The 22,521-nt window shown below is 74.2% G+C and carries 17 protein-coding genes; 8 read left to right on the plus strand and 9 right to left on the minus strand.

All coding sequences use genetic code 11. The features are described 5' to 3' along the window. Positions 1–87: 87 nt before the first annotated feature. Positions 88–1,155, minus strand: coding sequence for an alpha/beta hydrolase family protein (locus ACFV6I_RS20970; protein WP_244293338.1), 1,068 nt, complete (start codon positions 1,153–1,155; stop codon positions 88–90). Between the two features lie 425 nt (positions 1,156–1,580). Between ACFV6I_RS20970 and ACFV6I_RS20975 the strand changes: the two genes are divergently transcribed. Beyond that, on the plus strand, positions 1,581–2,324 hold the full coding sequence (locus ACFV6I_RS20975; RefSeq protein ID WP_380337596.1) for an SDR family oxidoreductase: 744 nt from the start codon (positions 1,581–1,583) through the stop codon (positions 2,322–2,324). Between the two features lie 22 nt (positions 2,325–2,346). Here the strand turns inward: ACFV6I_RS20975 and ACFV6I_RS20980 are convergent, their stop codons facing one another. From ACFV6I_RS20980 to ACFV6I_RS20995, 4 genes are all read right to left on the minus strand, one after another. Beyond that, positions 2,347–3,909: an AMP-binding protein gene (locus ACFV6I_RS20980; RefSeq protein WP_380426898.1), complete on the minus strand. Its 1,563-nt coding sequence runs from the start codon at positions 3,907–3,909 to the stop codon at positions 2,347–2,349. 234 nt (positions 3,910–4,143) lie between these two features. Beyond that, a complete protein-coding gene (locus tag ACFV6I_RS20985; RefSeq protein ID WP_380426900.1) occupies positions 4,144–5,883 on the minus strand; it encodes a carbohydrate-binding module family 20 domain-containing protein in 1,740 nt (579 codons plus the stop codon). 253 nt (positions 5,884–6,136) lie between these two features. After that, positions 6,137–7,687 carry a putative Ig domain-containing protein gene (locus ACFV6I_RS20990; RefSeq protein ID WP_380426902.1) on the minus strand — a complete coding sequence of 517 codons (1,551 nt, stop codon included), beginning with the start codon at positions 7,685–7,687 and terminating at the stop codon, positions 6,137–6,139. Between the two features lie 257 nt (positions 7,688–7,944). Next, on the minus strand, positions 7,945–8,904 hold the full coding sequence (locus tag ACFV6I_RS20995) for a hypothetical protein (RefSeq protein ID WP_380426904.1): 960 nt from the start codon (positions 8,902–8,904) through the stop codon (positions 7,945–7,947). Positions 8,905–9,060: 156 nt separating this feature from the next. Here ACFV6I_RS20995 and ACFV6I_RS21000 point away from each other — a divergent pair, with 156 nt between their 5' ends. Both ACFV6I_RS21000 and ACFV6I_RS21005 read left to right on the plus strand, forming a co-directional pair. Continuing rightward, positions 9,061–10,179, plus strand: a complete 1,119-nt coding sequence (locus tag ACFV6I_RS21000) for an alpha/beta hydrolase (protein WP_380426906.1) — start codon at positions 9,061–9,063, stop codon at positions 10,177–10,179. A gap of 135 nt (positions 10,180–10,314) precedes the next feature. Beyond that, positions 10,315–12,810 carry an ArnT family glycosyltransferase gene (locus ACFV6I_RS21005; RefSeq protein WP_380426908.1) on the plus strand — a complete coding sequence of 832 codons (2,496 nt, stop codon included), beginning with the start codon at positions 10,315–10,317 and terminating at the stop codon, positions 12,808–12,810. Positions 12,811–12,996: 186 nt separating this feature from the next. Here ACFV6I_RS21005 and ACFV6I_RS21010 read toward each other — a convergent pair whose 3' ends face one another. From ACFV6I_RS21010 to moaA, 3 genes are all read right to left on the minus strand, one after another. Next, on the minus strand, positions 12,997–14,568 hold the full coding sequence (locus ACFV6I_RS21010; RefSeq protein WP_380345459.1) for an alpha/beta hydrolase: 1,572 nt from the start codon (positions 14,566–14,568) through the stop codon (positions 12,997–12,999). 60 nt (positions 14,569–14,628) lie between these two features. Beyond that, positions 14,629–15,387 carry an HNH endonuclease family protein gene (locus ACFV6I_RS21015; RefSeq protein WP_350881552.1) on the minus strand — a complete coding sequence of 253 codons (759 nt, stop codon included), beginning with the start codon at positions 15,385–15,387 and terminating at the stop codon, positions 14,629–14,631. 120 nt (positions 15,388–15,507) lie between these two features. After that, positions 15,508–16,503 (minus strand): GTP 3',8-cyclase MoaA, encoded by a 996-nt coding sequence (gene moaA / locus ACFV6I_RS21020; protein WP_380426911.1) that lies wholly within the window; start codon positions 16,501–16,503, stop codon positions 15,508–15,510. 146 nt (positions 16,504–16,649) lie between these two features. Between moaA and ACFV6I_RS21025 the strand changes: the two genes are divergently transcribed. From ACFV6I_RS21025 to ACFV6I_RS21045, 5 genes are all read left to right on the plus strand, one after another. Next, the gene (locus ACFV6I_RS21025) at positions 16,650–17,261 is read left to right on the plus strand and encodes an NTP transferase domain-containing protein (protein ID WP_380345453.1); all 612 of its coding nucleotides are present in this window, start codon (positions 16,650–16,652) and stop codon (positions 17,259–17,261) included. Positions 17,262–17,425: 164 nt separating this feature from the next. Next, entirely contained in the window at positions 17,426–18,277 is an 852-nt protein-coding gene (locus ACFV6I_RS21030; RefSeq protein WP_380379251.1) for a hypothetical protein, read from the plus strand. A gap of 247 nt (positions 18,278–18,524) precedes the next feature. After that, positions 18,525–19,427: a hypothetical protein gene (locus ACFV6I_RS21035; protein ID WP_380426913.1), complete on the plus strand. Its 903-nt coding sequence runs from the start codon at positions 18,525–18,527 to the stop codon at positions 19,425–19,427. Between the two features lie 168 nt (positions 19,428–19,595). Then, on the plus strand, positions 19,596–20,531 hold the full coding sequence (locus tag ACFV6I_RS21040) for a (2Fe-2S)-binding protein (RefSeq protein WP_380426915.1): 936 nt from the start codon (positions 19,596–19,598) through the stop codon (positions 20,529–20,531). Between the two features lie 214 nt (positions 20,532–20,745). Beyond that, positions 20,746–21,804, plus strand: a complete 1,059-nt coding sequence (locus ACFV6I_RS21045) for a DUF2637 domain-containing protein (RefSeq protein ID WP_063347077.1) — start codon at positions 20,746–20,748, stop codon at positions 21,802–21,804. Positions 21,805–21,810: 6 nt separating this feature from the next. On the opposite strand, the gene ACFV6I_RS21050 is transcribed toward ACFV6I_RS21045, so the two are convergent. Next, positions 21,811–22,353 carry an ATP-binding protein gene (locus tag ACFV6I_RS21050; protein ID WP_380426917.1) on the minus strand — a complete coding sequence of 181 codons (543 nt, stop codon included), beginning with the start codon at positions 22,351–22,353 and terminating at the stop codon, positions 21,811–21,813. Positions 22,354–22,521 lie beyond the last annotated feature (168 nt).

Raw genomic sequence — 22,521 nt, forward strand, 5'->3', positions numbered from 1 at the left:
GGCACCTGGGTGCCCCGGGCCCACGGCGTGCGGGTCGTCGTGCGGGTCGCTGTACAGACGGCCGTACGGGTCGTCGCGCCGCTGGGATCAGTCGGCCTCCGGGCCCGCCAGGTTCTTGGTGAGCCACTGCAGCGTGTCCGGGATCATCTTCTTGAAGTCCGAGGTCAGGTGCTTGCCGCCGGGCTGCTCGTAGTACTCCAGCGACACCGGCGGGGCGGCCTTGGCGACCCAGCCCTTGACCAGCTTGGTCTCGTACGGGTTGGCGCCGCCCGCGGTGACCAGCATCTTCACGTCGGCCTTGCCCTGGGCGACCAGCACGTCGGGGTTGTTGGCCTGCCGCTCGGCGTCGTGGCCCTTCCACAGCCCCGAGTCGGGAACGTAGTAGCCGTCGATCGGGACGGCGGCCTTGTAGACGTCCGGGTGCTGGAGGGCGAGCTTGGCGCTGCAGAAGCCGCCGGTGGAGGCGCCCATCACGCCCCAGCCGTCGCGGCCCTTCACGGTGCGGAAGTTGGCGCGGACGAAGTCCGGGAGGTCCTGGGACATCCAGGTGCCCATCTTGGGCTGGCCCGGGATGTCGGAGCAGTCCAGCGCGTTGTGCTCGTCGCTGTTGAAGTTCTGCACCGGCATGATCATGATGAACGGGTGGGACTTGCCCGCCTTGACCAGCTGCTCGTTCTCCTCCTGGATCGGCAGCTGGTTGTCGGTCCAGGTGTTGTAGCCGTTGCTCTGGCCGCCCGCGAAGAGGGTGAGCACCGGGAAGCCGGTCTTGGCGAACTTGGGGTCGTTGTACTCGGGCGGCAGCCAGACCCAGACCTTGCCGGAGACGCCGGACTTCGCGCCGGTCACCGTGGTCATCATGATCGGACCGGCGGACGTGTCCCGGGCCTTGCTCAGGTTTGCGGCCGGACCGGTGGGCATCAGCACCTTCCCGGTGGCGGCCGCGGGCTCCGCGGTGGTGGGCGCGGGCGTACCGCCGCCACCCGCGCTGGGCGAGCCGCCCGTAGCAGCGGTACCGGTCGCACCCGGGGTGCCGGCCGCCTTGCCGCCGTCCCCCTTCCCGCCGCCGGAACTCCCGCAGGCCGCGAGCGAGGCGGCCAGGGCGAGCACGGCGGCGCCGGTCAGGACGGCGCGGGAACGGGACGACTGCCTAAGCACGGTGAGGACTCTCCGACCGATGACACGCCCGGTCCGTCTGACCGGGCTGTGGCCCCCCGGTGGGGCCGGACAGACCGGGGGCGCGGCGCTGGTGCGGTCCCCGGGGTGGCGGCGCGTCCTCCCTCGCGGTGGCGCGCCTTCCTGCGATCTTATGACGTGGACCGGGGTGGCCCGGTTGCGCGGTGGCCACCGGAAATCCAATGTTTGTTCGCGATCAGGTAAAGGCCTTCACCACTCCCCCCGAACGACGGGGGCCGGACGGCGGGGAGCACGGTCCGCGGCCTGTCCGGGGGTGCGAATTTTGGGGCCTTCGACCAGTGACGGCGGCCCCCGTATCCGCAACGATCGGCTCACGCCCGGAGCGAGCGAACCCCACCCCGGGGAACCCGAGCCCAGCCGAAACCGAGCAGACCCAGGAGAACGCCATGCCCCAGCAGATCGCCGTCGTCACCGGAGCCGGGAGCGGAGTGGGCCGGGCCGTGGCGGTCGAACTGGCCGCGGCCGGCTGGCGGCTGGTGCTGGCCGGCCGGCGGGCCGAGCCGCTGCGGGAGACCGCCCGCCTGGGCGGCACGCCGACCGCGGTGGTGCCGACCGACGTCACCGACCCGGCGGCGGTGGACGCGCTGTTCGCCGCAGCCGTCGAGCGCTTCGGCCGGGTGGACCTGCTGTTCAACAACGCCGGCACCTTCGGCGCGGCCGTGCCGGTGGAGGATCTGGAGGTCGAGGCCTGGCGGGCGGTGGTCGACCTCAACCTGACCGGGGCGTTCCTCTGCGCCCGGGCCGCGTTCCGGCAGATGAAGGCGCAGGACCCGCAGGGCGGCCGGATCGTCAACAACGGCTCGATCTCGGCGCACGTCCCGCGCCCGCACTCGATCGCCTACACCGCGACCAAGCACGCCGTCACCGGGCTGACCAAGTCGCTGTCGCTGGACGGCCGCCCGTACCGGATCGCCTGCGGGCAGATCGACATCGGCAACGCGGCGACCGACATGACCGCCGCGATGAGCACCGGGGTGCGGCAGGCGGACGGGCGGCTCGCGGTCGAGCCGACCATGGACGTGGCCGACGTGGCCCGCACCGTCCGGCACATGGCCGAACTGCCGCTGGAGGCCAACGTGCAGTTCGCCACCGTGATGGCGACCGCCATGCCGTACGTCGGACGGGGCTAGAGCCCGCCGTCGGCCCCCGCCGTCAGCCCGCCACGGACTCGCGCAGCCGCTTCTTGTCCGGCTTGCCGACAGACGTCAGCGGGATCGCGGCCACGACGTGCAGGGCCTCCGGCGCGTAGATCCGCCCCTTGTGGGCCGTGACGAACGCGCGGACCTCCTCCAGGTCCGGCCGCTGCCCCGACGCGGCGACGACGGCGACGTGGACGTGCTCCGCCTCCTGGGCGTCGCGCACCCCGAAGACCGCGCACTGCGCGATCGCCGGGTGGGTGAGCAGCAGGTCCTCGACCTCGGACGGGTAGACGTGCCCGCCGACCACGATGATCTTGTCCTTGAGCCGGTCGGCCAGGTAGAGGTAGCCGTCCGCGTCGAAGTAGCCGATGTCGCCGGTGTTCAGCCAGCCGTCGCGCAGCACCTCGGCGGTCAGGTCGGGCCGCTTCCAGTACCCGGCCATGACGGTGTCCGAGCGGACGTGGATCTCGCCTTGCTCCCCCGTCGGCAGCTCGGTGCCGTCGGCGGACCGGATCGCCACCTCGATGCCCGGGAGGGGTCGGCCGACCGCGATCTGGCCGCCGTGCCCGACCCGGTCGTGCTCGTGCGGGGCGAGCATGCAGATGTTCTGCGCCTCCGACTGCCCGTAGCCGCTCCACAGGACCGGCCCGAACACCTTGAGCGCCTCGCGCACCCGGGTGGGCGAGGCCGCGCAGCCGCCGTACGAGACCCGGCGCAGGCTGGACAGGTCGGTGCGGCCGATCGCCGGGTGGTCGAGCAGCTGGTAGAGCAGCGGCGGCAGCACCCACAGGTCGGTGATGCGCTCGCGCTCGATCGCGGCCAGGACCTCGCCGGGGTCGAAGGACCGCTGGAGGACCACCGTGCCGCCGTGGTGGAGCGTCAGGTCGGAGAAGAGCCCGGCGAGGTGGGCGAGCGAGGTGGCGGCGAGGAAGCGGGGTGTGTCGCTCTCCATGCGGCCGGGGGTGTCGAAGACCTTCCGGTAGGCGCCGTGCAGGCTGCGGATGCCCTTCGGGATTCCGGTGGTCCCGCCGGTGTGCCGGATGCCCCAGTCGTCGTCCGGGCCGACCCGGACGGCCGGCGGCTCGGCGGGCCGGTGGGCGGCGGCGGCGATCACGTCCTCGCCGATGGCCGCCGGTCCGGGGCCGAGACAAAGGACGGTCGGCACGTCGATCAGGGGCAGCAACTCGGCGGCCGCCGGGTACCGTTCGGCGTCGACGAGCAGGACGGCGGTGTCGACGCTCGTCGCGATCTCGGCCAGGGTCGAGGCGCTCATGCCGTCGTAGAGGTTCACCACCCGCGCACCCGCGAGGCCTGCCGCGTAACGGCCGCTCAGCGCCTCGGCGGTGTTGCCCGCGAGCAGGGTCACGGTGTCGCCGCGCACCACGCCCCGGGCGATGAGCTCGTGGGCGAGGCGGTAGGTGGCGGCGGCGAAGTCACCCGCGGTGAGTTCGATGCCGTCGGCGGTGGTGATGGCCCGTCGGTCGGGGTCGGCGGCGAGGGACTGAAGAATCAGGGCGGGAGCGCTGACGAACTCCGGTTCGTTCACGGCCACTTCTTCCTTGCAGTTCGCAACCATGTCCCCACCCTAACCCAACCCCGCTTCCAGGGCCGGGAGTTAGATCCCGTGGTGATCACTCGTCGTGCGAGTAGCGGTAGCGGAGAGGACGAGGGGGGTGGTTCTCATCCCGCGATCGTGTCAGCGCCGCCTCGCCGGCCGAGGTTTGAACCGGCACGGCCACCCGCACGAGGGACCCCCGTCAGGCCAGGCTGACGGGGGTCCAGGGGCGGCCCGAGGGTGGCCGGACAGGGCCTACGGCCGCCAGGTGTCGTTCAGGGTGACCAGGCCCGAGGCCGGCGCGGTCGCCGTCCGGTTGGCCCCGGACTCCCAGGTCACCGCGCCGCTCGCGTCCTTGCGGACGTACTTGTACTGGAAGGCCGTGCCGGCCGGCAGCGTGAGCGACAGCGACCAGACCGGGTAGCCGGCCGAGGAGAGCGGCAGCGCCTTGGCCGGGTCCCAGCCGCCGAGCGCGGCGACGTCGCCGACCACGTAGACGTTCTGGCCGTTGACGGTGGTCGCGTTGACGTTGAACGAGGCGCCGGAGGTGCTGGCCGCCCCGCCCGGGACGTACAGCGCGATCGCGTCGCCCGCGCCGACCGTCGCGGTGAACTGCCCGTTGGCGCCCACCTGGTAGGTCGGGCCGGTGCAGCCGCCGCCCGGCTGCGGGTCGCCGTGCTGGATGTCGCAGTAGGTGCCGGCCGCGAGCCCGGTCTGGAAGGTCCGGGTGATCGGGCCGCTCTCGTGGTTGAGCGCGACGTAGCCCTTGTTGCCGCGGCCGAAGGCGATCGCGTTGTTGCCGTTGGACCACCAGTTGGTCACGCCGGTGCCCGCGACGGCGTTGCGGAAGCCGACCATGTTGGCGATCTGCCGCCAGGCGTGGGTGCAGTTCCAGCCGTCCTGGTAGCAGGCGTTGACGGTGCCGCCGTTGGGCGGGCCGTCGTCGTTGTTGGTGAAGGCGTAGCCGGAGTAGACGTTGGGCGCGCCGTACGGCGAGGCGAGCAGGAAGACGTTGGCCAGCGTGTAGGTGTTGCCGTAGGTGTAGTTGAGGGTGGAGCCGTTGCGCTCGGTGTCCCAGTTGTCGATGAAGGAGCGCGCCTGCCCGCTCGGCAGGTACCCCCAGGAGGCGCCCCAGCCGGACAGGTTGGCGAGCTTGTCGCTGGTGAACATCCGCTTGAGGTCGGTGCCGACGCGGAACTCGTCGACGTCGCCGGTGCCGGTGTACTCGGTGGGCTGGACCGGTTCGCCGGCGCCGTAGATGACCTCCTGCACCCAGTAGGCCTTGGGGTTGGCCGTCTTCGCCTTGATCGCGGCGAGGTCGCCGGCGGCGATGTGCTTGGCGGCGTCGATCCGGTAGCCGTCGACGCCGAGGGAGCCCAGGTCGTCCAGGTAGCGGGCGATGGTCTGCTGGACGTACGCGCTGCCGGTGTCGAGGTCCGCGAGGTTGACCAGCTCGCAGTTCTGCACGTTGGAGCGGTCCTGGTAGTTGGTGATCGGCTGGCGGCAGGAGTGGAAGTCCTGGTCCTGGTAGGTGCCGGGGTAGGTGTACTTGGTGTACGCGGTGCCGCCGGTGCCGGTGCCGGAGCCGGCCGTCATGTGGTTGACGACGGCGTCGGCGATGACCTTGACCCCGGCGGCGTGGCAGGTGTCGACCATGTTCTTGAAGGACGTCCGGTCGCCGAGCCGCCCGGCGATCCGGTAGCTGACGGGCTGGTAGGAGGTCCACCACTGCGGGCCCTGGATGTGCTCCTGGGGCGGCGAGACCTCGACGAAGCCGTAGCCCTTCGGGCCGAGCGTCGAGGTGCAGGCCTGGGCGACGGAGTCGAAGCGCCACTCGAAGAGGGTGGCGGTGACGTCCTTGCCGTTGTTGGCGGGTGGGGCGGCCTGGGCGGCGGGGGCGCCGAGGGAGGTGGCGAGCGAGAGCGCCAGGGCCGCCGAGGCGGCGAGGGCGCCGGCCGCGCGGGCGGTCCGGCGGGTGGGGGCGGTGGTGACCACGTCGTCTCCTGGGGGTGGCTGGGGTGGGGGCAGCCGGGGATGAGCTGTGCAGGAAGAGCTATGCAGGAAGTTTCTGTAACTTGCCGGAAACTTGCAGCGCTGAACCTAGGGCCGCCGGGAGAGAGCGTCAAGGGCCTGGGATAAACGTTTCTGCACCGCCTGGGCCCGGACGCACGACAAGGGCCCGGCAGCCGTAGCCGCCGGGCCCCTCACCTGTCCTGGTTCACCGGGCCCGCGGGGGCCCGGTCCGGACTCAGCTGGTCTGGATGGAGGTGTCGTCGATCACGAAGCTCGTCTGCAGCGAGGCGTCCTCGGTGCCGGTGAACTTCAGGGTGACGCTCTGGCCCGCGTAGGACGAGAGGTCGAAGGTCCGCTGCTGGTAGCCCGCCGCCGCGTCCACGTTGGAGTACGTCTTCAGCGTGGTCCCGTTCACCGACACGGCCAGCTTGTCGTACGCGGTGCTGCCCGACTCAGCGGTGTCGATGTGCAGCCAGAAGCTCAGCGTCGCCTTGCAGCCCGCCGGGATCGTCACCGTCTGCGCCAGCGTGTCGGTGTGCGAGGAACCGTAGCCGTTCAGCCACGACTTCCACGAACCACCGTGCGCAGCCTGCGAGGAGCTGTTGTCCACCACACCGGAGCTGGTCGTCCACGGCGCCGCCGAACCCGTCTCGAAGCCCGCGTTGCCCAGCAGCTGCGCCGGCGTGCAGGTACCGCCACCGCCACCGGTCACCGTCCACGTGAAGCTCGCCGTACCCGACTTGCCCGCCGAGTCCTTCACCGTCACCGTCACGCTCGACGAACCCGCCGTGGTGGCGGTACCGGTGATCGCACCGGTCGAGGCGTTGATCGCCAGCCCGGCCGGCAGACCCGTCGCACTGTACGACAGCGGCGCGGCACCACCGGAAGCGTTGATCTGGACGTTCACCGCACCGCCGACCGCCGTGGACTGGTCACCGGGGCTGCTGACGGAGACCGCGCCGCTGCCGGCCGGCTTGGTGAGCAGGCAGCCGGCCACGTTGAGGTCGATGACCCGGCCGTTGCCGAGGCAGGTGGTGAACCAGTAGGTCTCCTCACCGTAGCTCTGGCCCTTGGTGGCCGTGGTGGTGCCGTCCGCGGCGACCTCGCACGGGTTGTCCAGGGTGCACATCTCGCCGTTGTCGTTGCCGGTGTTGTTGATGCCGATGATCCGGCCGCTGGCGGAGTCGATGATCGGCGAACCGGAGGTGCCGTGCGTGGTGTTGCAGCCGGAGCTGTAGCGCAGCGAGTCGTGCCAGGTCCACTGGTCCTCGCGCAGGGTGGGCACGAACCCGTTGACGGAGCAGTTCCACACCTGCTTCCAGTACGAGGAGGGTATGTACATCGCGGCGCCGTCGGTCGGGTGCGTGTCGTTGACGGTCAGCGCGGTCGCGCCGTACTTGGAGCTGATCGAGCCGTAGGTGTCGGTGAGTTGGTAGAGCGCGACGTCGGTGCCGGTCATGGTCGCGTAGACGACCTTGTCGGCCTGGACGGTGCCGAGGCTGTTTCCGGCGCCGTCGAGCAGGGTGCCGCTGCGGCTCGCGCTCGCGTTCTGGATGACCTGGCCGGCCGTGGGCATGGTCGGCAGGCAGTGGCCGTTGGTGAGCATCAGGGCCCGGTCTCCGGCCACCGAGGTGGGGTAACGCACCAGCGAGGCCGAGCAGTTGCTCAGCGCGATGGTGGAGGTCAGGTCGCTGGCCTGGACGGCGTGCGCGGGGGCGGCGGCGAGGGTCAGCCCGCCCGCGACGACGGCGCCGACGCCGGCCATCGCGGCAAGTCTCTTGAACATGGCTCTCCTTGTGGGGGATCGCGGGGTGTACGACTGGTCGCCGAGGCCCGCGCCGCACGAAAGTGCCATGGTCACTTCAAGTGGTCAACCGTATTGGCCGAACTCGCCGACGGCAATCGTCCGTTGCGGCCCGGGGCGGCAACCATCCGCCCCGGTATGCCCGTTAAGGGCGGGCGCGGTGGCACCCCACGGCACCGGCCGTGCCCGCCCGTCGGGGCGTCATGTCCGCCCGTCCACCCGTCCGCTCGCCGCCAGGGCTACGGCTGCGGGAAGGAGTTCTCGTCCAGCTCGTCGGTCTTGGCGTTGCCGCCGACCGTCGGCTGGAGGGTGATCGACCAGGACGTCGCGGTGCGACCGGTCTCGAACGCCAGCGTGTCCTGGAACTTGGTGAACCGGCAGCTCTGCGTGAACGCCTTCGTGTCGGAGTCCCAGTCCACCCCGCCCGCGAAGTACACCTCGTACGTGCCGTCCTCGACGCCCTCGATGCTGGCCTTCTGTCCCTTGGCCACGTACACCGAGTGCACCGACTTGCCGTTCAGCGCGAGCGAGACGACCGCGTCCCCCCTGCCGCCGTTGTCGACCTTGAACACGCCCTGGCCGCGCAGCCGCCCCTCGCGCACCAGGGTGCCGTTGTCCAGCGAACGGGACTGCTGCTTCGGGGTCTGCGGGACGGCGAAGGTCGTCGGGTAGCCGGCCGCCGCCATCTTGGCCAGGGCCGCCGACACCGCCGCCAGGCCCTCGGAGGCGCCCAGTTCGGCCTGCGCGGAGCCCACCGCGCAGACGCCCCTGCTCTTGATGTCGCCGCGGACCTTCGTCGCGTCGGTGGCCAGCGAGGTCAGCGCCCTCACCAGCTCGGTCTGCGCCGTCGCGACCGCGGCCGGCTCGTCCGCCAGGCCCAGGCTCCGCCCGGCCGTCCGCGCGCTGGTGGCGATGCCGCCGAGGACGCCGTCGAGGTCGCCCAGGGTCTTGGCCCCGGCCACCTGGCCGAGCGCGGTGTTCACCGGGTCGATGGTCGTGCCGAGCACCGGGCCGTACGGCGGCGGCGTCGGGGTGGGGGTCGGCGTCCGCGTCGGCGCGGGCAGCGCCGGGGCCGCGCCGGTGGACGGCCCGCCCGCGGCGCTCCCCCCGCCGCCCCTGGCGCCGCTGGTGCCACTGGAGCAGGCCGCGAGCAGCAGTACGGTGCCGACGGCCAGACCGGCCTTGGTGATGGACTTCATGAATCCCGCCCCGGTGATGCCCCGCGCACACAGCGTGCACGTGTCCGCCGCCATGCTGGCGGCCCCGCCCGGCGCGGTCAACCGGATTCAGGGGGCGTGCAGAGGGCGTGCAGGGGGTGCCCGGGGGCGCTGATCGAGGTCAACTACGATCGGGGCGTGCTCAGCCTCACCGGATTCCCCCTCCAGATCGTCGCCTCGGTCGTCGCGATCCTCGTCTTCGGCGCCACCATGTGGCTCTGGCCGCGCTTCGGCGGGAAGGGCTGGAAGTCCTGGACGGGCCGGATCGGCGCCTTCCTCGCCACCCAGATCGCCGTGCTGGTCGCCATGGGCCTGATCGCCAACGGCTACTTCGGCTTCTACAGCTCCTGGAGCGACCTGCTCGGCACCGACGGCAAGCCGGGCACGGTCGTCGACCACACGCCGAACGCCTCCGTGGCCGTCACCGGCGAGCAGAAGTTCTACTCGGCCCAGGGCTCGGACCGGGAGCGCTCCGGGCTGATCCAGCAGGTCGCCGTCAAAGGAGCCTCGACCGGCCTGAGCACCGAGGCGTTCGTCTACCTCCCCCCGCAGTACTTCCAGCCGGACTACGCGCAGCAGCGGTTCCCGATGGCCCTGGTGCTCACCGGCTACCCGGGCACCCCGGAGAAGCTGATCTCGCTGATGCAGTACCCGGCCTCCACCCTCACCGCGATCGAGCAGAAGAAGCTGCCGCCGACCGTCCTGGTGATGATGCGCCCCACGGTCGTCGGCAACCGGGACACCGAGTGCGTCGACGTGCCGGGCGGCCCCCAGGCGGAGACCTTCTTCACCACCGACCTGCCCAAGGCGCTCGCCACCACCTACCGGCTCGGCACCGATCCGGCGAGCCGCGCCGTCATCGGCAACTCGACCGGCGGCTACTGCGCGCTCAAGTTCGCGATGCGCAAGCCCGACGCCTACCGCGCCGCGGTCGCGCTCTCCGGCTACTACAGCGCGGCGCACGACGAGACCACCGGCGACCTCTTCGGCGGCAACGACCAGCTGAAGCAGCAGAACGACCTGCTGTGGCGGCTGAAGAACCAGCCGGCCGCCCCCGTCTCCCTGCTGCTCACCACCAGCTACGACGAGAACAACTACGCCGACACCCAGGCCATGGTCGGCGCCTTCAAGGCCCCCACCAAGGTGTCCACCATCACCCTGGACACCGGCGGCCACAACTTCCACACCTGGACCCGGGAGATCCCCCCGGCCCTGGAGTGGCTCGGCCAGCACCTCACCATGCCGAAGGCCGCCTGACCACGCCGAAGGCCGCCTGACCGATCCCCCGGCGGCCCGCCCGATCACCCGATCACCCGATCGGCCCCGCAGATCACACCCGTCTCACAGCGTCGTCTCACGCTCCTCTCAGCCGCACCACGCACGGTATGGCGCATGACCACGACCAGCTACTCCACTCCGGCCGGCGAACCGTGGCCCGAGGCCGCGGACTTCCCGCCGCCGGAGGTGCCGCAGCCGGACCCAGCCCGGCCGGACCCGGCGCCGCTCTTCCCCGAGCAGCCCCTGCCGCCCGCCGGCCCCAAGGGCCCCGCCTCCTGGTCCGGCCGGCTGCGCACCCTCCCCGCCCGCGCCTGGCGCGGCCGCGCGGACGACCCGCGCTGGGTGCGCCCGGCCCTGCTGGCACTGCTGGCCGCGACCGTCGTCCTCTACCTCTGGGGCCTGAGCGCCTCCGGCTGGGCCAACGCCTTCTACTCGGCCGCCGTCCAGGCCGGCAGCCAGAGCTGGAAGGCCTTCTTCTTCGGCTCCTCCGACGCCGGGAACTTCATCACCGTCGACAAGCCCCCGATGTCGCTGTGGCCGATGGCCCTCTCGGTGCGGGTCTTCGGCCTGTCCTCCTGGTCCGTGCTCGCCCCGCAGGCCCTGATGGGCGCCGCCACCGTCGGCGTCGTCTACGCGACGGTGCGCCGGCGCTTCTCCCCGCTCGGCGGCCTGCTCGCCGGGGCCGCCCTGGCGCTCACCCCGGTCGCGGCGCTGATGTTCCGCTTCAACAACCCCGACGCGCTGCTGGCCCTGCTGCTCACCCTGGCCGCGTACGGGCTGGTGCGGGCCATCGAGGCGGCGGGCACCCGGTGGCTGGTGTTCACCGGGGCGATGTTCGGCCTGGCCTTCCTCACCAAGACCCTGCAGGCCTTCCTCGTCCTGCCCGCCTTCGCGCTGGTCTACCTGGTCGTCGCGCCCACCGGCCTGTGGCGGCGGGTGCGGCAGCTGCTGCTCGCGGGCGCGGCCATGGTGGTCGCGGGCGGCTGGTGGGTCGCGGTGGTCGAACTGCTGCCGGCCTCGGCCCGCCCGTACGTCGGCGGCTCGCAGGACGACAGCTTCCTCTCCCTCACCTTCGGCTACAACGGCCTCGGCCGGATCAACGGCGACGAGACCGGCAGCGTCGGCGGCGGCGGGCGGCTCCCGGCCGGGCTCGACCTGCCGGCCGGGGCGATGCGCGGCGGCCGCGGCTGGGGCCAGACCGGCCTCACCCGGCTGTTCGGGAGCGACATCGGCGGGCAGATCGCCTGGCTGCTGCCGGCCGCGCTGATCCTGCTGGTCGCCGCCCTGTGGGCGACCCGCCGCTACGCCCGCACCGACACCGCCCGCGCGGCGTTCCTGGTGTGGGGCGGCGCGATGCTGTCCACCGCGCTGGTGTTCAGCTTCATGTCCGGGATCTTCCACCAGTACTACACGGTGGCGCTCGCCCCGGCCGTCGCGGCGCTGGTCGGCATGGGCGTGGACGGCCTGTGGCGGGCCCGGCACCGGCTTCCGTGGGCGCTGGTGCTGGCCGGCACCCTCGCGGTGACGGCGGTGTGGGCGTTCGTCCTGCTCGGGCGGAGCTCGGAGTTCGTGCCCTGGCTGCGCTGGGCGGTGCTGGTCGGCGGGCTGGTGGCGGCGGCCGCGCTGGTCGCCGGACAGCTGGCCGGGCGGGCCGACGGGCGGCTCGGCGCCCGGATCGCCTCGGTCGCCGGCCTGGTCGGCCTGGCGGCGGCGCTCGGCGGGCCCGCCGCGTACGCGGTGGACACCGTCGGCACGGCGCACAGCGGCTCCATCGTGACGGCCGGGCCGGCCGTCCAGGGCGCCTCCGGTCCGGGCGGCGGCGGCCGGCACGGCGGGCAGGGCTTCGCGGGCAACGGGCGGACGTTCCAGCCCGGCCAGAACGGCGGCGGGCAGAACGGCGGCGCACCCGGCTTCCCCGGCGGCGGCGGGCAGCACGGCGGCTGGCCCGGCGCCCAGGGCGGCGGCAACGGGTTCAACGGCGGGGGCAACGGCGGCGGCCAGGGCGGCTTCAACGGCGGCAACGGCGGCTGGCCGGGCGGCGGTTCGGGCAAGGGCCCGGGCGGCGGCAACGGTCACCGCGAGCGCGGCACGGGCGCCAACCCCGGCACCGCCAACCCGGGCACCGGCAACCCGGGCAACCCCGGCAACCCCGGCAGCGGCGAGGACCCCGGCACCTTCGGCCCCGGCGGCATGGGCGCCACGGGCGGCATGGGCGGCCTGCTCGGCGGCACCAAGGTGAGCGAGGAGGCCTCCGCCCTGCTCAAGGAGAGCGCCGGCCAGTACACCTGGGCGGCCGCCACCAGCGGCTCGCAGAACGCCGCCAGCTACCAACTCGCCACCGGAGAGCCGGTGATGGCCCTCGGCGGCTTCAACGGCACCGACCCCTCGCTCAGCCTGGCCGGCTTCCAGAAGTACGTCCAGGAGGGCAAGGTGCACTGGTTCATCGCCGGCGGCTCCCACCGCGGCTTCGGCGGGGCCGAGAGCGGACGGGGCGACACCGGGGAGAAGGAGTCGGAGACCTCCCAGATCGAGAGCTGGGTGACGAGCCACTTCACCGCGAAGACGGTCGGCTCCACCACCTTCTACGACCTGACGGCCCCGACCTCCTGACCGTCCGACCTCCTGACCGTCCCACCCCAGGGGGGGGGCCCCCCCCCCCGCGCGGCCCCCCCCCCGCCCCCCCCCCCCCCCCCCCCCCACCCCCCCCCCCCCCCCCCCCGGGGGCCCCCCCCCCCCGGGGGCGGCCCCCCCTCGCGTTGCCCCCTGGAAAGCCCCCGTCGGCCCCGGCAGCCCCCGTCAGGCGGAGGGGCAGTGCGTCCCGGCGGCGGGCAGCGTGCCGTCCACCAGGAACGCGGCCACCGCGTCCCGCACGCACCCGCTCTTGTCGTAGCCGGTGTGCCCGTCGCCGTCCCGGGTGAGCAGGACGGCGTCGGCGAGGTTGGAGGCCATCCGCTGCGCCCACGGGTACGGCGTGACCGGGTCGGCGGTGGAGCCGATCACCAGGATCGGGGCGCTGCCCTCGGCCCGGATCGGGGCGGGCCGTTCGGCGGTGCGGTACGGCCAGGAGCGGCAGTCCGGGGCGAACAGCGCAGCCGAGGTGTCGTGCCGGCTCATCAGCGGGGCGCGGGCGGCGAGTTCGGTGCGGTCGGTGCGCAGGTCCCCGGCGGTGGGGGCCATCAGGGCGTCCGCGCAGCTGATGGCGGCGAAGGCGTCCGCCGCGGTGGAGTAGCCGCCGTCCTCGCCGCGGCCGTTGGCGCCGTCGGCGAGGGCGAGCAGTTCGGCGGCGTCGCCGCGGGTGATCGCCGGGTCGAGGGCCTGGCGCAGCCGCTCCCAGGAGCGGTGGCCGTCGTAGAGGGTGTCGAGGGTGCCGTTCCAGGCCAGGGTGGCGGTGAGGCGGCGGCCGTCGGCGGCGGGCAGCGGGTGTGCGCGCAGGCCGTCCAGGAAGTCGGCGAGCCGCTGCGGGGCGGCGGCGCGGTCGCGGCCGAGGGGGCAGTCGTCGCGGCCCGCGCAGTCGGCGGCGAAGTCCCGCAGCGCGGTCTCGGTGGCGGCGGCGGCCTCGACGTTCAGCCGGACCGGGTCGAGGCTGCGTTCGAAGGCGCCGTCCAGGGCGAGGCGGCCGGTGCGGGCGGGGAACTCCTCGGCGTAGAGGGCGCCCAGGTAGGTGCCGTAGGAGCTGCCGAGGAAATCGAGCCGCCGTTCGCCCAGGGCGCCGCGCAGCACGTCGAGGTCGCGGGCGGTGTCGCGGGTGGAGAGGTGGGGCAGCAGCGTGGCGTACCGGGCCTGGCAGGCATCGGCGAGCACCCGGCCGCGGTCGTAGCCGGGGTCGTCGGTGCTGGTCCACTCGTCCCGGGTGCGGTCGTCGAGGCAGTGCACGGGGGTGGTGCGGCCGGCGCCGCGCGGGTCGAAGCCGACCAGGTCGAAGTGGTCGGAGAGGGTGCCGCGGTAGTCCTCCCAGCCCCAGACCACCCGGTCCACGCCGGAGTTGCCCGGCCCGCCGGGGTTGAGCACCAGTGCGCCGATCCGCCGGTCGGCCTCGGTGGCGCGGATCCGGGAGACGGCGACGTCGATCGTCTCGCCGCCCGGATCGGCGTAGTCCAGCGGGACCTTGAGTCCGGTGCACTGCGCGACCGGCTCCCCGGCCGGGCGCTCAGGCCGGTCCGGGCAGTCCTTCCAGTCCAGCGGCTGGAGGTACAGGGCCGCGAGCGCGGGGGCGGCCGTGCCGGGCACCAGGTCCTGGGGCCGGGCCGCGGCCGCGGTGCCGGGCCGGCGGGCGCCCGGGTCCGAGGGCCCGGTGCAGCCCGCGGCGAGCACGAGGAGGGCGACGGTGAGCAGGGCGCGGAGCGGGCGACGGGGGTTCGACGAGTGCACCGCCCACGAATACCACCCGGCGCCCGCTCCCGTCACACCAGCATCTGCCGTAACGATTCCTCAGCCTCCGCACTGCTGCAGCATGGCCTGCTTGTCGGCCACGGTGACGGGGAGCTGGTACTTCAGGGAGACCTGGGCGAAGCGGACGGCGTACGAGCAGCGGACGGCGGTGTTGGCGGGGAGCCAGGTGGCAGGGCCGGAGTCGCCCTTGGAGGCGTTCTGCGAGCCGTCGGCGGGGATCAGGTTGAGCGGGTCGTTGGCGATCTGGACGCGCTTGGCCTTGTCCCACTTGGCGGCGCCCAGCTGCCAGTCGTAGGACAGCGGCATCACGTGGTCGATCTGGATCTTCGTGGCCTGCTGCTTGGTCCACTGGACGTTCTTGCCGGTGTACGGGTCGTAGATGGTCATCGCGGTGACGACGCAGTTCGAGCCGTCCTTGCGCTCGACGGCGGTGCCGTCGCGGGCCAGCAGGTCGTTGCGGGTGTCGCAGTTGTTGTGGCCGAGCGGGACGCCGTCGACGTTGTCCGTCCAGGCGGGGCCGAACTCGTTGCGGTCGTAGCCGTCCTTGGGGCCGGCGGCGGCGGTGGCGACCTTGGCTATCACGTCGCGGCCCGCCTTCTGCTCCTCCGGCGTGGTCAGCGGGGCCAGGCCGGGCTTGGTGCCGTCCGGGTTCTGCAGCGGGCTGGTGCCCAGGCCCCCGGCGGGCGCGGCGGAGTCGCCGCTCTTGTGGTCACGGCCGCCCAGCAGCCAGCCGGCCAGCGCGAGCGCGCATATCAGGAACACGGTGGCGGCGGACAGGGCGGTGCGGCGGGCGGGCACGGATAACTCCCGGGATCTGGGGCGGGTTGACGGCGAACCAGCAGATCAGCCACCCCGAGAGCAGGTCAAGGCGGCGCCACGCGAACCCCGCCCACCATGTCGAAGCTCACACCCCGGGCGTCAGCCGCCGATGGCGGACATCGGGCGGTCGGGCCGGACGAAGTCGTCGGAGTTGACGGCGTGTCCGGGCCCCTTCCCGGCCACCGAGGCCCGCCAGGCCGCCTCGATCCGGTCGTCGTCGGCACCGCCGCGCAGCAGCGCGCGCAGATCGGACTCCTCCGTCGCGAACAGGCAGTTGCGCAACTGGCCGTCGGCGGTGAGCCGCACCCGGTCGCAGCCCCCGCAGAACGGGCGGGTCACGGAGGCGATCACCCCGATGACGGCGTCCGTGCCCGCGACCCGCCACTCCTCCGCCGGGGCGTTGCCCCGCCGGCCCACGGGCAGCAGGTCGAAGCGCTCCCCGAGCCGCTCCAGGACCTCCGCGGCGGTGACCATCGCCGAACGGTCCCAGGCGCCCTGCGCGTCCAACGGCATCGACTCGATGAACCGCATCCGGTACCCGTGCTCCACCGCGAAGGCCGCCAGCTCCGGGATCTCGTCCTCGTTCACCCCGCGCACCGGCACCGCGTTCACCTTCACCGGCCCCAGCCCCGCCGCCCGCGCCGCCGCCAGGCCCGCGAACACGTCCGCGATCCGGTCCCGCCGCGTGATCCGCGCGAACCGCTCCGGGCGCAGCGTGTCGAGGCTGACGTTCACCCGCTCCAGCCCCGCCGCCCGCAGCGCCACCGCCGTGCGGGCCAGCCCGATCCCGTTCGTCGTCAACGACACCTCCGGCCCCAGCGCGGCGATCCGCCCCACCAGGTCCGGCAGGCCCCGCCGCAACAGCGGCTCCCCGCCGGTCAGCCGCACCGAGGCGATCCCCAGCCGCCCGACCGCGATCCGCACCAGCCGCACCACCTCGTCGTCGCCCAGCGCCTGCGCCCTCGGCAGCCAGTCCAGGCCCTCGGCCGGCATGCAGTAGGTACAGCGCAGGTTGCAGCGGTCGGTCAGCGAGACCCTCAGGTCGGTGTGGACCCGGCCGAAACGGTCCAGCAGCGGGCGCGGTGCGGTGTTCATCGACCCAGTACAGGGGCCGGCGGGCCGCAGGACCAGCGGCCGAACCGCCGGGGGGCGGCCACCACCTGCGGGTTCCCCTTGTGCATTCGTACAACTGTGGGTTCGTACGGCTGCGCGGCGGCGGCCCCGGCGGGCAGGCTGGGCCCATGCAGACCACCGAAGACCGAACCGGGCCCGTCGCCGCACTGGTGCTCGCCGCCGGGGGCGGGCGACGCCTCGGCGGGCGGCCCAAGGCCCTGATCCGGTACGCGGGCCGCCCGCTGGTCGAGCACGCGGTGGCGGTGGTGCGGGCGGGCGGCTGCGCGGACGTCACGGTGGTGCTGGGCGCGGCCGGCGAACGCGTCCGCTCCACGGCGCACCTGCCGGGCTGCCGGCTGGTGGCCAACCCGGACTGGGCGGGCGGCATGGGCTCCTCGCTGCGCGTCGGGCTGGCCGCGCTGGCGCCGGAGGTGTCGGCGGTGCTGGTGATGCTGGTGGACACCCCGGGCGTCACCGCGGCCGCGGTGGCCCGGCTGCTGGCCGCGCACCGGGCCGGCGCGGAACTGGCCGCGGCGGCCTACGCAGGGCGGCGCGGGCACCCGGTGCTGATCGGCGCCCGGTACTTCGCGCAGGCGGCCGCGGGCGCCTGCGGCGACGCCGGGGCCCGCACCCTGCTGGCCGCGCACCCGGACGCGGTCACCCTGGTCGAGTGCGCCGACGTCGCCGTCCCGGACGACCTGGACACCCCCGCCGACCTGGCCCGCTGGTCCGCCGGCTGACCGCACCCCGCCGGCCCGGGTGCCCGAAGCACCCGTGGCGGGCACCGGCCGGGCGCACACCCCTGATCCGACCCTGAGGATTGCCCCATTCCGCGCCAAGGACCCACCGTTTCGGGGAGCATGGAAACCGTTCCACCACCCGACTCGAACGGACGGAGCCCGCGATGGCCGGACTGCCCGACGACTTCACCGGACACGACCCCGCGAGGCCAGGGCACGGGGCGGGCGGTGGCGCCCGGGCGATCCGCTGCCCCGCCTGCCGCCGCGAGCACCTCTACGAGCCGCCGTCGCTGCCCTGTCCGTGCGGCGCCTCGCTGAAGGTGCCGCTGCTGCGCGGCGGGGTGCCGGTGCAGGTGCGGTTCCGCTCCTGGGAGGACTCCTGGCTGAGCATGCGCTGCCCGCACTGCGGCCGCTCCGACCAGTGGCCGCAGCCCGAGTTCACCTGCAACTGCGGCGCCACCGTCCGGCTGCCGGTGGACCGCACCACCCGGCTCGGCGGCGGCACGGCCGGCCCGCTCGCCACCCCCGGCCCGCAGGCCTCCCGCCCGTACCCGGCCCACCCGATGAGCGCCCCGGTGCCCGCCCCGCCCGGCGGCTCCGGCGGCCAGCCCAAGCCGTTCCGCCACCGCGCGCCGTTCCGCCCGCACCCGGTGCGCACCTCGCAGGACGCGGTCTTCACCGCCGCCCGCTACCTGGAGTGGCTCGGCTTCGACGACCTGGAGCTGACCGAGGCCCAGGAGCGCGACGGAGTGACCCTGCTGGGCAGCCGGATGGTCGCCCAGGTGGACACCTGGACCGAGCCGGCCGACGTGAAGTCGGTCGAGTGCCTGTGGCTGCAGACCCTGCACGCCGAGGAGATGGCCGCCGCCATGTTCACCCTGGCCGGCTACTCCCACCAGGCCACCGTGCGCGGCGAACAACTGCTGGTCGCCCTGTTCAGCCTGGACCTGGCGGGGGTGCCGCAGCCCGCCAACGGCGCCGCCGAGGCCCTGATGGAAACCGGCTGGACGTCCTGACCGACCGGAGGCCACCGGGGCGCATCCGCCAGGGCGCGCCCCGCGGATCAGGCCGGACAGGGCCTAGATCATTTCCCCCGCGAATGCAAGAACCTCCGCTCGTGATCTGGTGCACAAGCTCACCCCCGTGTTGAATTGCCGCCACAGCGCGGGCCCTTGCGCTGCCGTCGCCGTGCCGCCGACAGTCGACGGCGGCGACGCCGGGCAGGGCCGCGCCCCGCTGGATGGCGCACACAAGGAGGTGGCGTTGTCAGAGCACGGATGGGGCCCGAACGGCCCGAACGGGCGGGGGCGGGCGGCAGCGGAGGAGCCGGGCGACACCGTGTGGCGACTGAGGTCCCGGGGGTGCTGGCAGGAGGCGGCCGAACTGCTGCGCCCGGCCGCCGAACAGGACCCGACAGCGGCCCTGGCACGGGCCGAACTCCTCATCGAGCAGTGCCTGTTCACCGCCGCACAGTGGACCCAGGCGGAACAGGCGCTGCGCCTCGCGGAGGCCGTGGTGGCCAGCACCGAGCAGCGCGCGGCCGCAGCCTGCGCCCGCGGCTTCCTGGCGTACGTGGCCAGCGTGCTCGGCCCCCGGGACCGACTGGACGAGGCGCAGGCCGCGCTCGGACGCACCTCGGCACTGCTGCCGCCGGACGCGCCGGGCCGCCCACTGCTGGACTTCCGGCGCGGACTGGTCGCCGAGAACCTGCTGCGCGACCGCGGCGCCGCCTGGATCGCCTACCGCCGGGCGCACGACGGCGCGGGCGAACGCGGGGACGAACTGCTGCGCTCGTACACCTGGCGCCACCTGGCGGCGCTGGCCCTGGCCCGCGGGGACCGCGACCACGCCCGCGAGGGCTTCGACGCCTCGCTGCGGCTGCGCGAGCAACTCGGCTTCACGGTGGGGGTGGCGCCGGCGCTCGCGGCGCTCGCCGAGGTGTCCGAACCGGCCGAGGCCGCCCGGTTGCGCGCCGAGGCGGCCCGGCTCGTCCACGCCCTGGGCGGCGTGCCGGTCTGGCTCGCGCGCCAGTTGGGCACCACCCGCACGCCGGGGCCTCTCCCGGACGGGGCCCGCACGCCGGGGCTCCCCCCGGGCGGGGCCCACACGCCGGGGCCTCCCCCGGACGGGCGCATCACCCGCGAGACCTGGGGGACAATCAGCTAAGGTGAGCCTAACCTGGCCGGGGTGAGCAGTACCCCGGCCGGGTTCGCCTTGCCGTTCCCCGGGCACCGCCATGCCCCGGTCCGGCCGGGCCCGGGCGGGCCACCACCCCGACCGGGCACCGCCGGGCGGTCCATGGGCGGTCCCCGGTCGACCCGATGGGGCCCGCCCATGACCGCGAGCAGCACCCGGCCCGGCCCCACGCCGTGCGCCCCCCGCACCACCGAGGCGCACGCCCTCACCCCCGCGCCAGCCGCCACCGCCCCCGGCGCGACCTCGTACCACCGGCTCACCGCGCTCGCCCCTGTCCTGCGGGTGCGCTGCGCCCCGCCCCGCCGCGGCGACGGCTGGATCCCCGCCGCCGACCTGACCACCCGGCCCGAGGCGGTCCGCGAGCTGATCGCCCACGACGCCCGGCAGGGCCTGGCCCGCTACGGGCGGCCGCTGCGCCCGGACGTGGCGGCCGGCTTCGGCCTGCACCGCGTCGTGTGGCCGCTCTCGCTGCTGTTCACGCTGCCGTGGTTCCTGGAGCGCCGGGTCCCGCTGCTCGTCCCGGAGGACGTCTCGGTGCGCCGCGGCACCGACCGGGTGGAGCTGACGGTCCGCCCGGAGGCGTTCGCCTGCCTGCCGGACGACCCGGCGGCCGGCGTGCCGCAGGCCCGTACGGTGCCGGACGGGAACGCGTTGGCCGCCGAACTGCGGTGCGCGCTGGGCGGGTTCCTGGAACCGGTGCTGGCCGCCTTCCGGCCCGAGGTGCGGCGCGGGCCGCGGGTGCTGTGGGCGATGGCCACGGACGCGGCGGTGGAGGGGCTCTGGTACGCCGGCGGGCTGCTCGGGGAGCAGGAGCGGGCGCGCGCCGAGCTGTCCGCGCTGCTGGAGCCCCCGCAGGCGGGCGGCGCGGCGGCGGCACCGGCGTGCGCGCCCGGCGTGACCGGCGGCCCCGCTCCGGCCCCGTCCCCCTTCACCCCGGGTGCCGGTTTCGCCGCGCCGGCGCCCGGGTGCGGGGATGCTTCGGGCACCGACCGGGCCCGGGCCAGCTGCTGCCTCGTGTATACCGCCCAACCGGAGGACATCTGCGGCGGCTGCCCCCGCGTCATGCGGGGTTGACGAAAACACGTGCGAAGCCGGATCCGGAAAGCCCGGAATTCCGGGAATAGCCCGCTTCAAATGCATAAGAAAATGCGATTGTCGCGGGGTCAGAAATCCCTCTACTCAGCGCATTGGCACCGAATCGGCCATTCCCCCGCCGAGCATCCGCCATGATGGTCCCCGCCATCACGACGCAGGAACGCGACGCAGGAAAGCGAGGCTGGTTCCGGCGATGAAATTGTCCGACATACCGCTTGGCTGGGCCGTCACCGGAGGTGCGGGGCTGCTGGTCAGCGCGCTCCTGGTGGCCCTGGTCCGGAGCCGGGGATCCGCCGCCGCCGGAGGGCCGGATTCCTGGGAGCGTTCCGAGGAACGGCGCCGCCGCAAGGAATCCCTGTACGGCGGCGCCTCGTACACGCTGCTGTTCTGCTGCGCCGGTGTCGCCGCCGCGCTCTCCTTCCACGGACTGGTCGGCTTCGGGGTGCAGAACCTCGGGCTGTCCGGCGGCTGGGAGTACCTCGTCCCGTTCGGCCTCGACGGCGCCGCGATGTTCTGCTCGGTGCTCGCCGTGCGCGAGGCCAGCCACGGCGACGCCGCGCTCGGCTCCCGGCTGCTGGTCTGGCTGTTCGCCGGCGCCTCGGCCTGGTTCAACTGGGTGCACGCCCCGCGCGGCTTCGGCCACGCCGGCGCCCCGCAGTTCTTCTCCGGCATGTCCCTCTCGGCGGCCATCCTGTTCGACCGGGCGCTCAAGCAGACCCGCCGGGCCGCGCTGCGCGAGCAGGGGCTCGTCCCCCGCCCGCTGCCGCAGATCCGCATCGTGCGCTGGCTGCGCGCCCCGCGCGAGACCTACGCGGCCTGGTCGCTGATGCTCCTGGAAGGCGTCCGCAGCCTCGACGAGGCGGTGGACGAGGTCCGCGAGGACAAACGGGAGAGGGCCGTGGAGCGGGAGCGCCGCAGGCTCGCCGGCCGCCGCGAGCGGGCGGAGATCCGGGCGATCAGCCGCAGCAACAGCGCCTGGCGCGGACGCGGCGGCGCCGCACGGCAGTTGGAGTCCGGCTCGGAACCCGCCATAGCCGGCGGGCCCGCGGCGGAGCGGCCCGCCGGGCCGCGCGAGGTCGAGGCCGCCGAGGGCGCGGTGGTGCCCGCCGAGGGCACGGTGGCCCAGCCGGGCCTGCCCGCCCGCCCGGAGCGGCGCACCATCGACCTGACCATCGACGAGGACACCGTGACGCTGCCGCGGCTGGACTCGCTGGAGCGCAAACTGAAGGACCTGGAGCAGCAGTTCGGGTAGCCGGATCTAGGCCGCGGGCGTGCCGCTGAGCTCGAACCACATCCGCTTGCCGGACCCGCGCGGCTCCACGCCCCAGGCGTCCGCCAGCGCCTCGACGAGCATCAGCCCGCGCCCGGAGGAGGCCTGCTCCCCCGGGGTCCGGCGGGTCGGCCACAGGTCCGACTCGTCCTCCACCTCGACCCGCAGCCGGGCCCGGCCGCCGTCCGAGGCCGGCTCCCGGTAGAGCCGGGCGGTGAACATGGCGTCCCGGTCGGTGTGCCGGATGGCGTTGGTGACCAGTTCGGAGGAGAGCAGTTCGGCGGTGTCGATGAACTCGGCGACGCCCCAGCGGCGCAGCGCGTCGCGCAGCTCCGCCCGGACCTCGGAGATCCGCGCCAGGTCGGCCTGGCCGATCCGGCGGCGCAGCTGCTGGGCGGCCAGGCCGCCGGCCGGACCGTCCCAGCGCAGGAGCAGCAGCGCTATGTCGTCCTCGCGCTCGCTGGAGTCGGGGGGCGCGGGGCGCCTCCCGGGGGCGCGAGCGCCCCCAGCCGCGCCGGGCCCCCCCGCCACCGGCCGCCGCGCCGGGGGGCGCTGCCCCGCGCGCTCCCGGGGGCGCGCGCCAGCCCCCCCCACCCCCGGCGCGCGGGCGCCCCCACCCCGGCCAACCCGCCGACCTGCTCCCCACCGGGCCCACCCTCGCCACCGCCCGCACCTGGCAGCGCGAGCGCGGTGCCGAGC

It is taken from the genome of Kitasatospora sp. NPDC059803, assembly GCF_042732255.1.
Taxonomy (GTDB): Bacteria; Actinomycetota; Actinomycetes; order Streptomycetales; family Streptomycetaceae; genus Kitasatospora.

Excerpts from the sequence above, each read along its gene's own strand:
- ACFV6I_RS20975 (WP_380337596.1), top strand. The coding sequence starts at position 1,581 with ATGCCCCAGCAGATCGCCGTCGTCACCGGAGCCGGGAGCGGAGTGGGC.
- ACFV6I_RS20980 (WP_380426898.1), bottom strand. The coding sequence starts at position 3,909 with ATGGTTGCGAACTGCAAGGAAGAAGTGGCCGTGAACGAACCGGAGTTC.
- ACFV6I_RS20990 (WP_380426902.1), bottom strand. The coding sequence starts at position 7,687 with ATGTTCAAGAGACTTGCCGCGATGGCCGGCGTCGGCGCCGTCGTCGCG.
- ACFV6I_RS20995 (WP_380426904.1), bottom strand. The coding sequence starts at position 8,904 with ATGAAGTCCATCACCAAGGCCGGTCTGGCCGTCGGCACCGTACTGCTG.
- ACFV6I_RS21005 (WP_380426908.1), top strand. The coding sequence starts at position 10,315 with ATGACCACGACCAGCTACTCCACTCCGGCCGGCGAACCGTGGCCCGAG.
- moaA (WP_380426911.1), bottom strand. The coding sequence starts at position 16,503 with ATGAACACCGCACCGCGCCCGCTGCTGGACCGTTTCGGCCGGGTCCAC.
- ACFV6I_RS21025 (WP_380345453.1), top strand. The coding sequence starts at position 16,650 with ATGCAGACCACCGAAGACCGAACCGGGCCCGTCGCCGCACTGGTGCTC.
- ACFV6I_RS21030 (WP_380379251.1), top strand. The coding sequence starts at position 17,426 with ATGGCCGGACTGCCCGACGACTTCACCGGACACGACCCCGCGAGGCCA.
- ACFV6I_RS21040 (WP_380426915.1), top strand. The coding sequence starts at position 19,596 with ATGACCGCGAGCAGCACCCGGCCCGGCCCCACGCCGTGCGCCCCCCGC.
- ACFV6I_RS21045 (WP_063347077.1), top strand. The coding sequence starts at position 20,746 with ATGAAATTGTCCGACATACCGCTTGGCTGGGCCGTCACCGGAGGTGCG.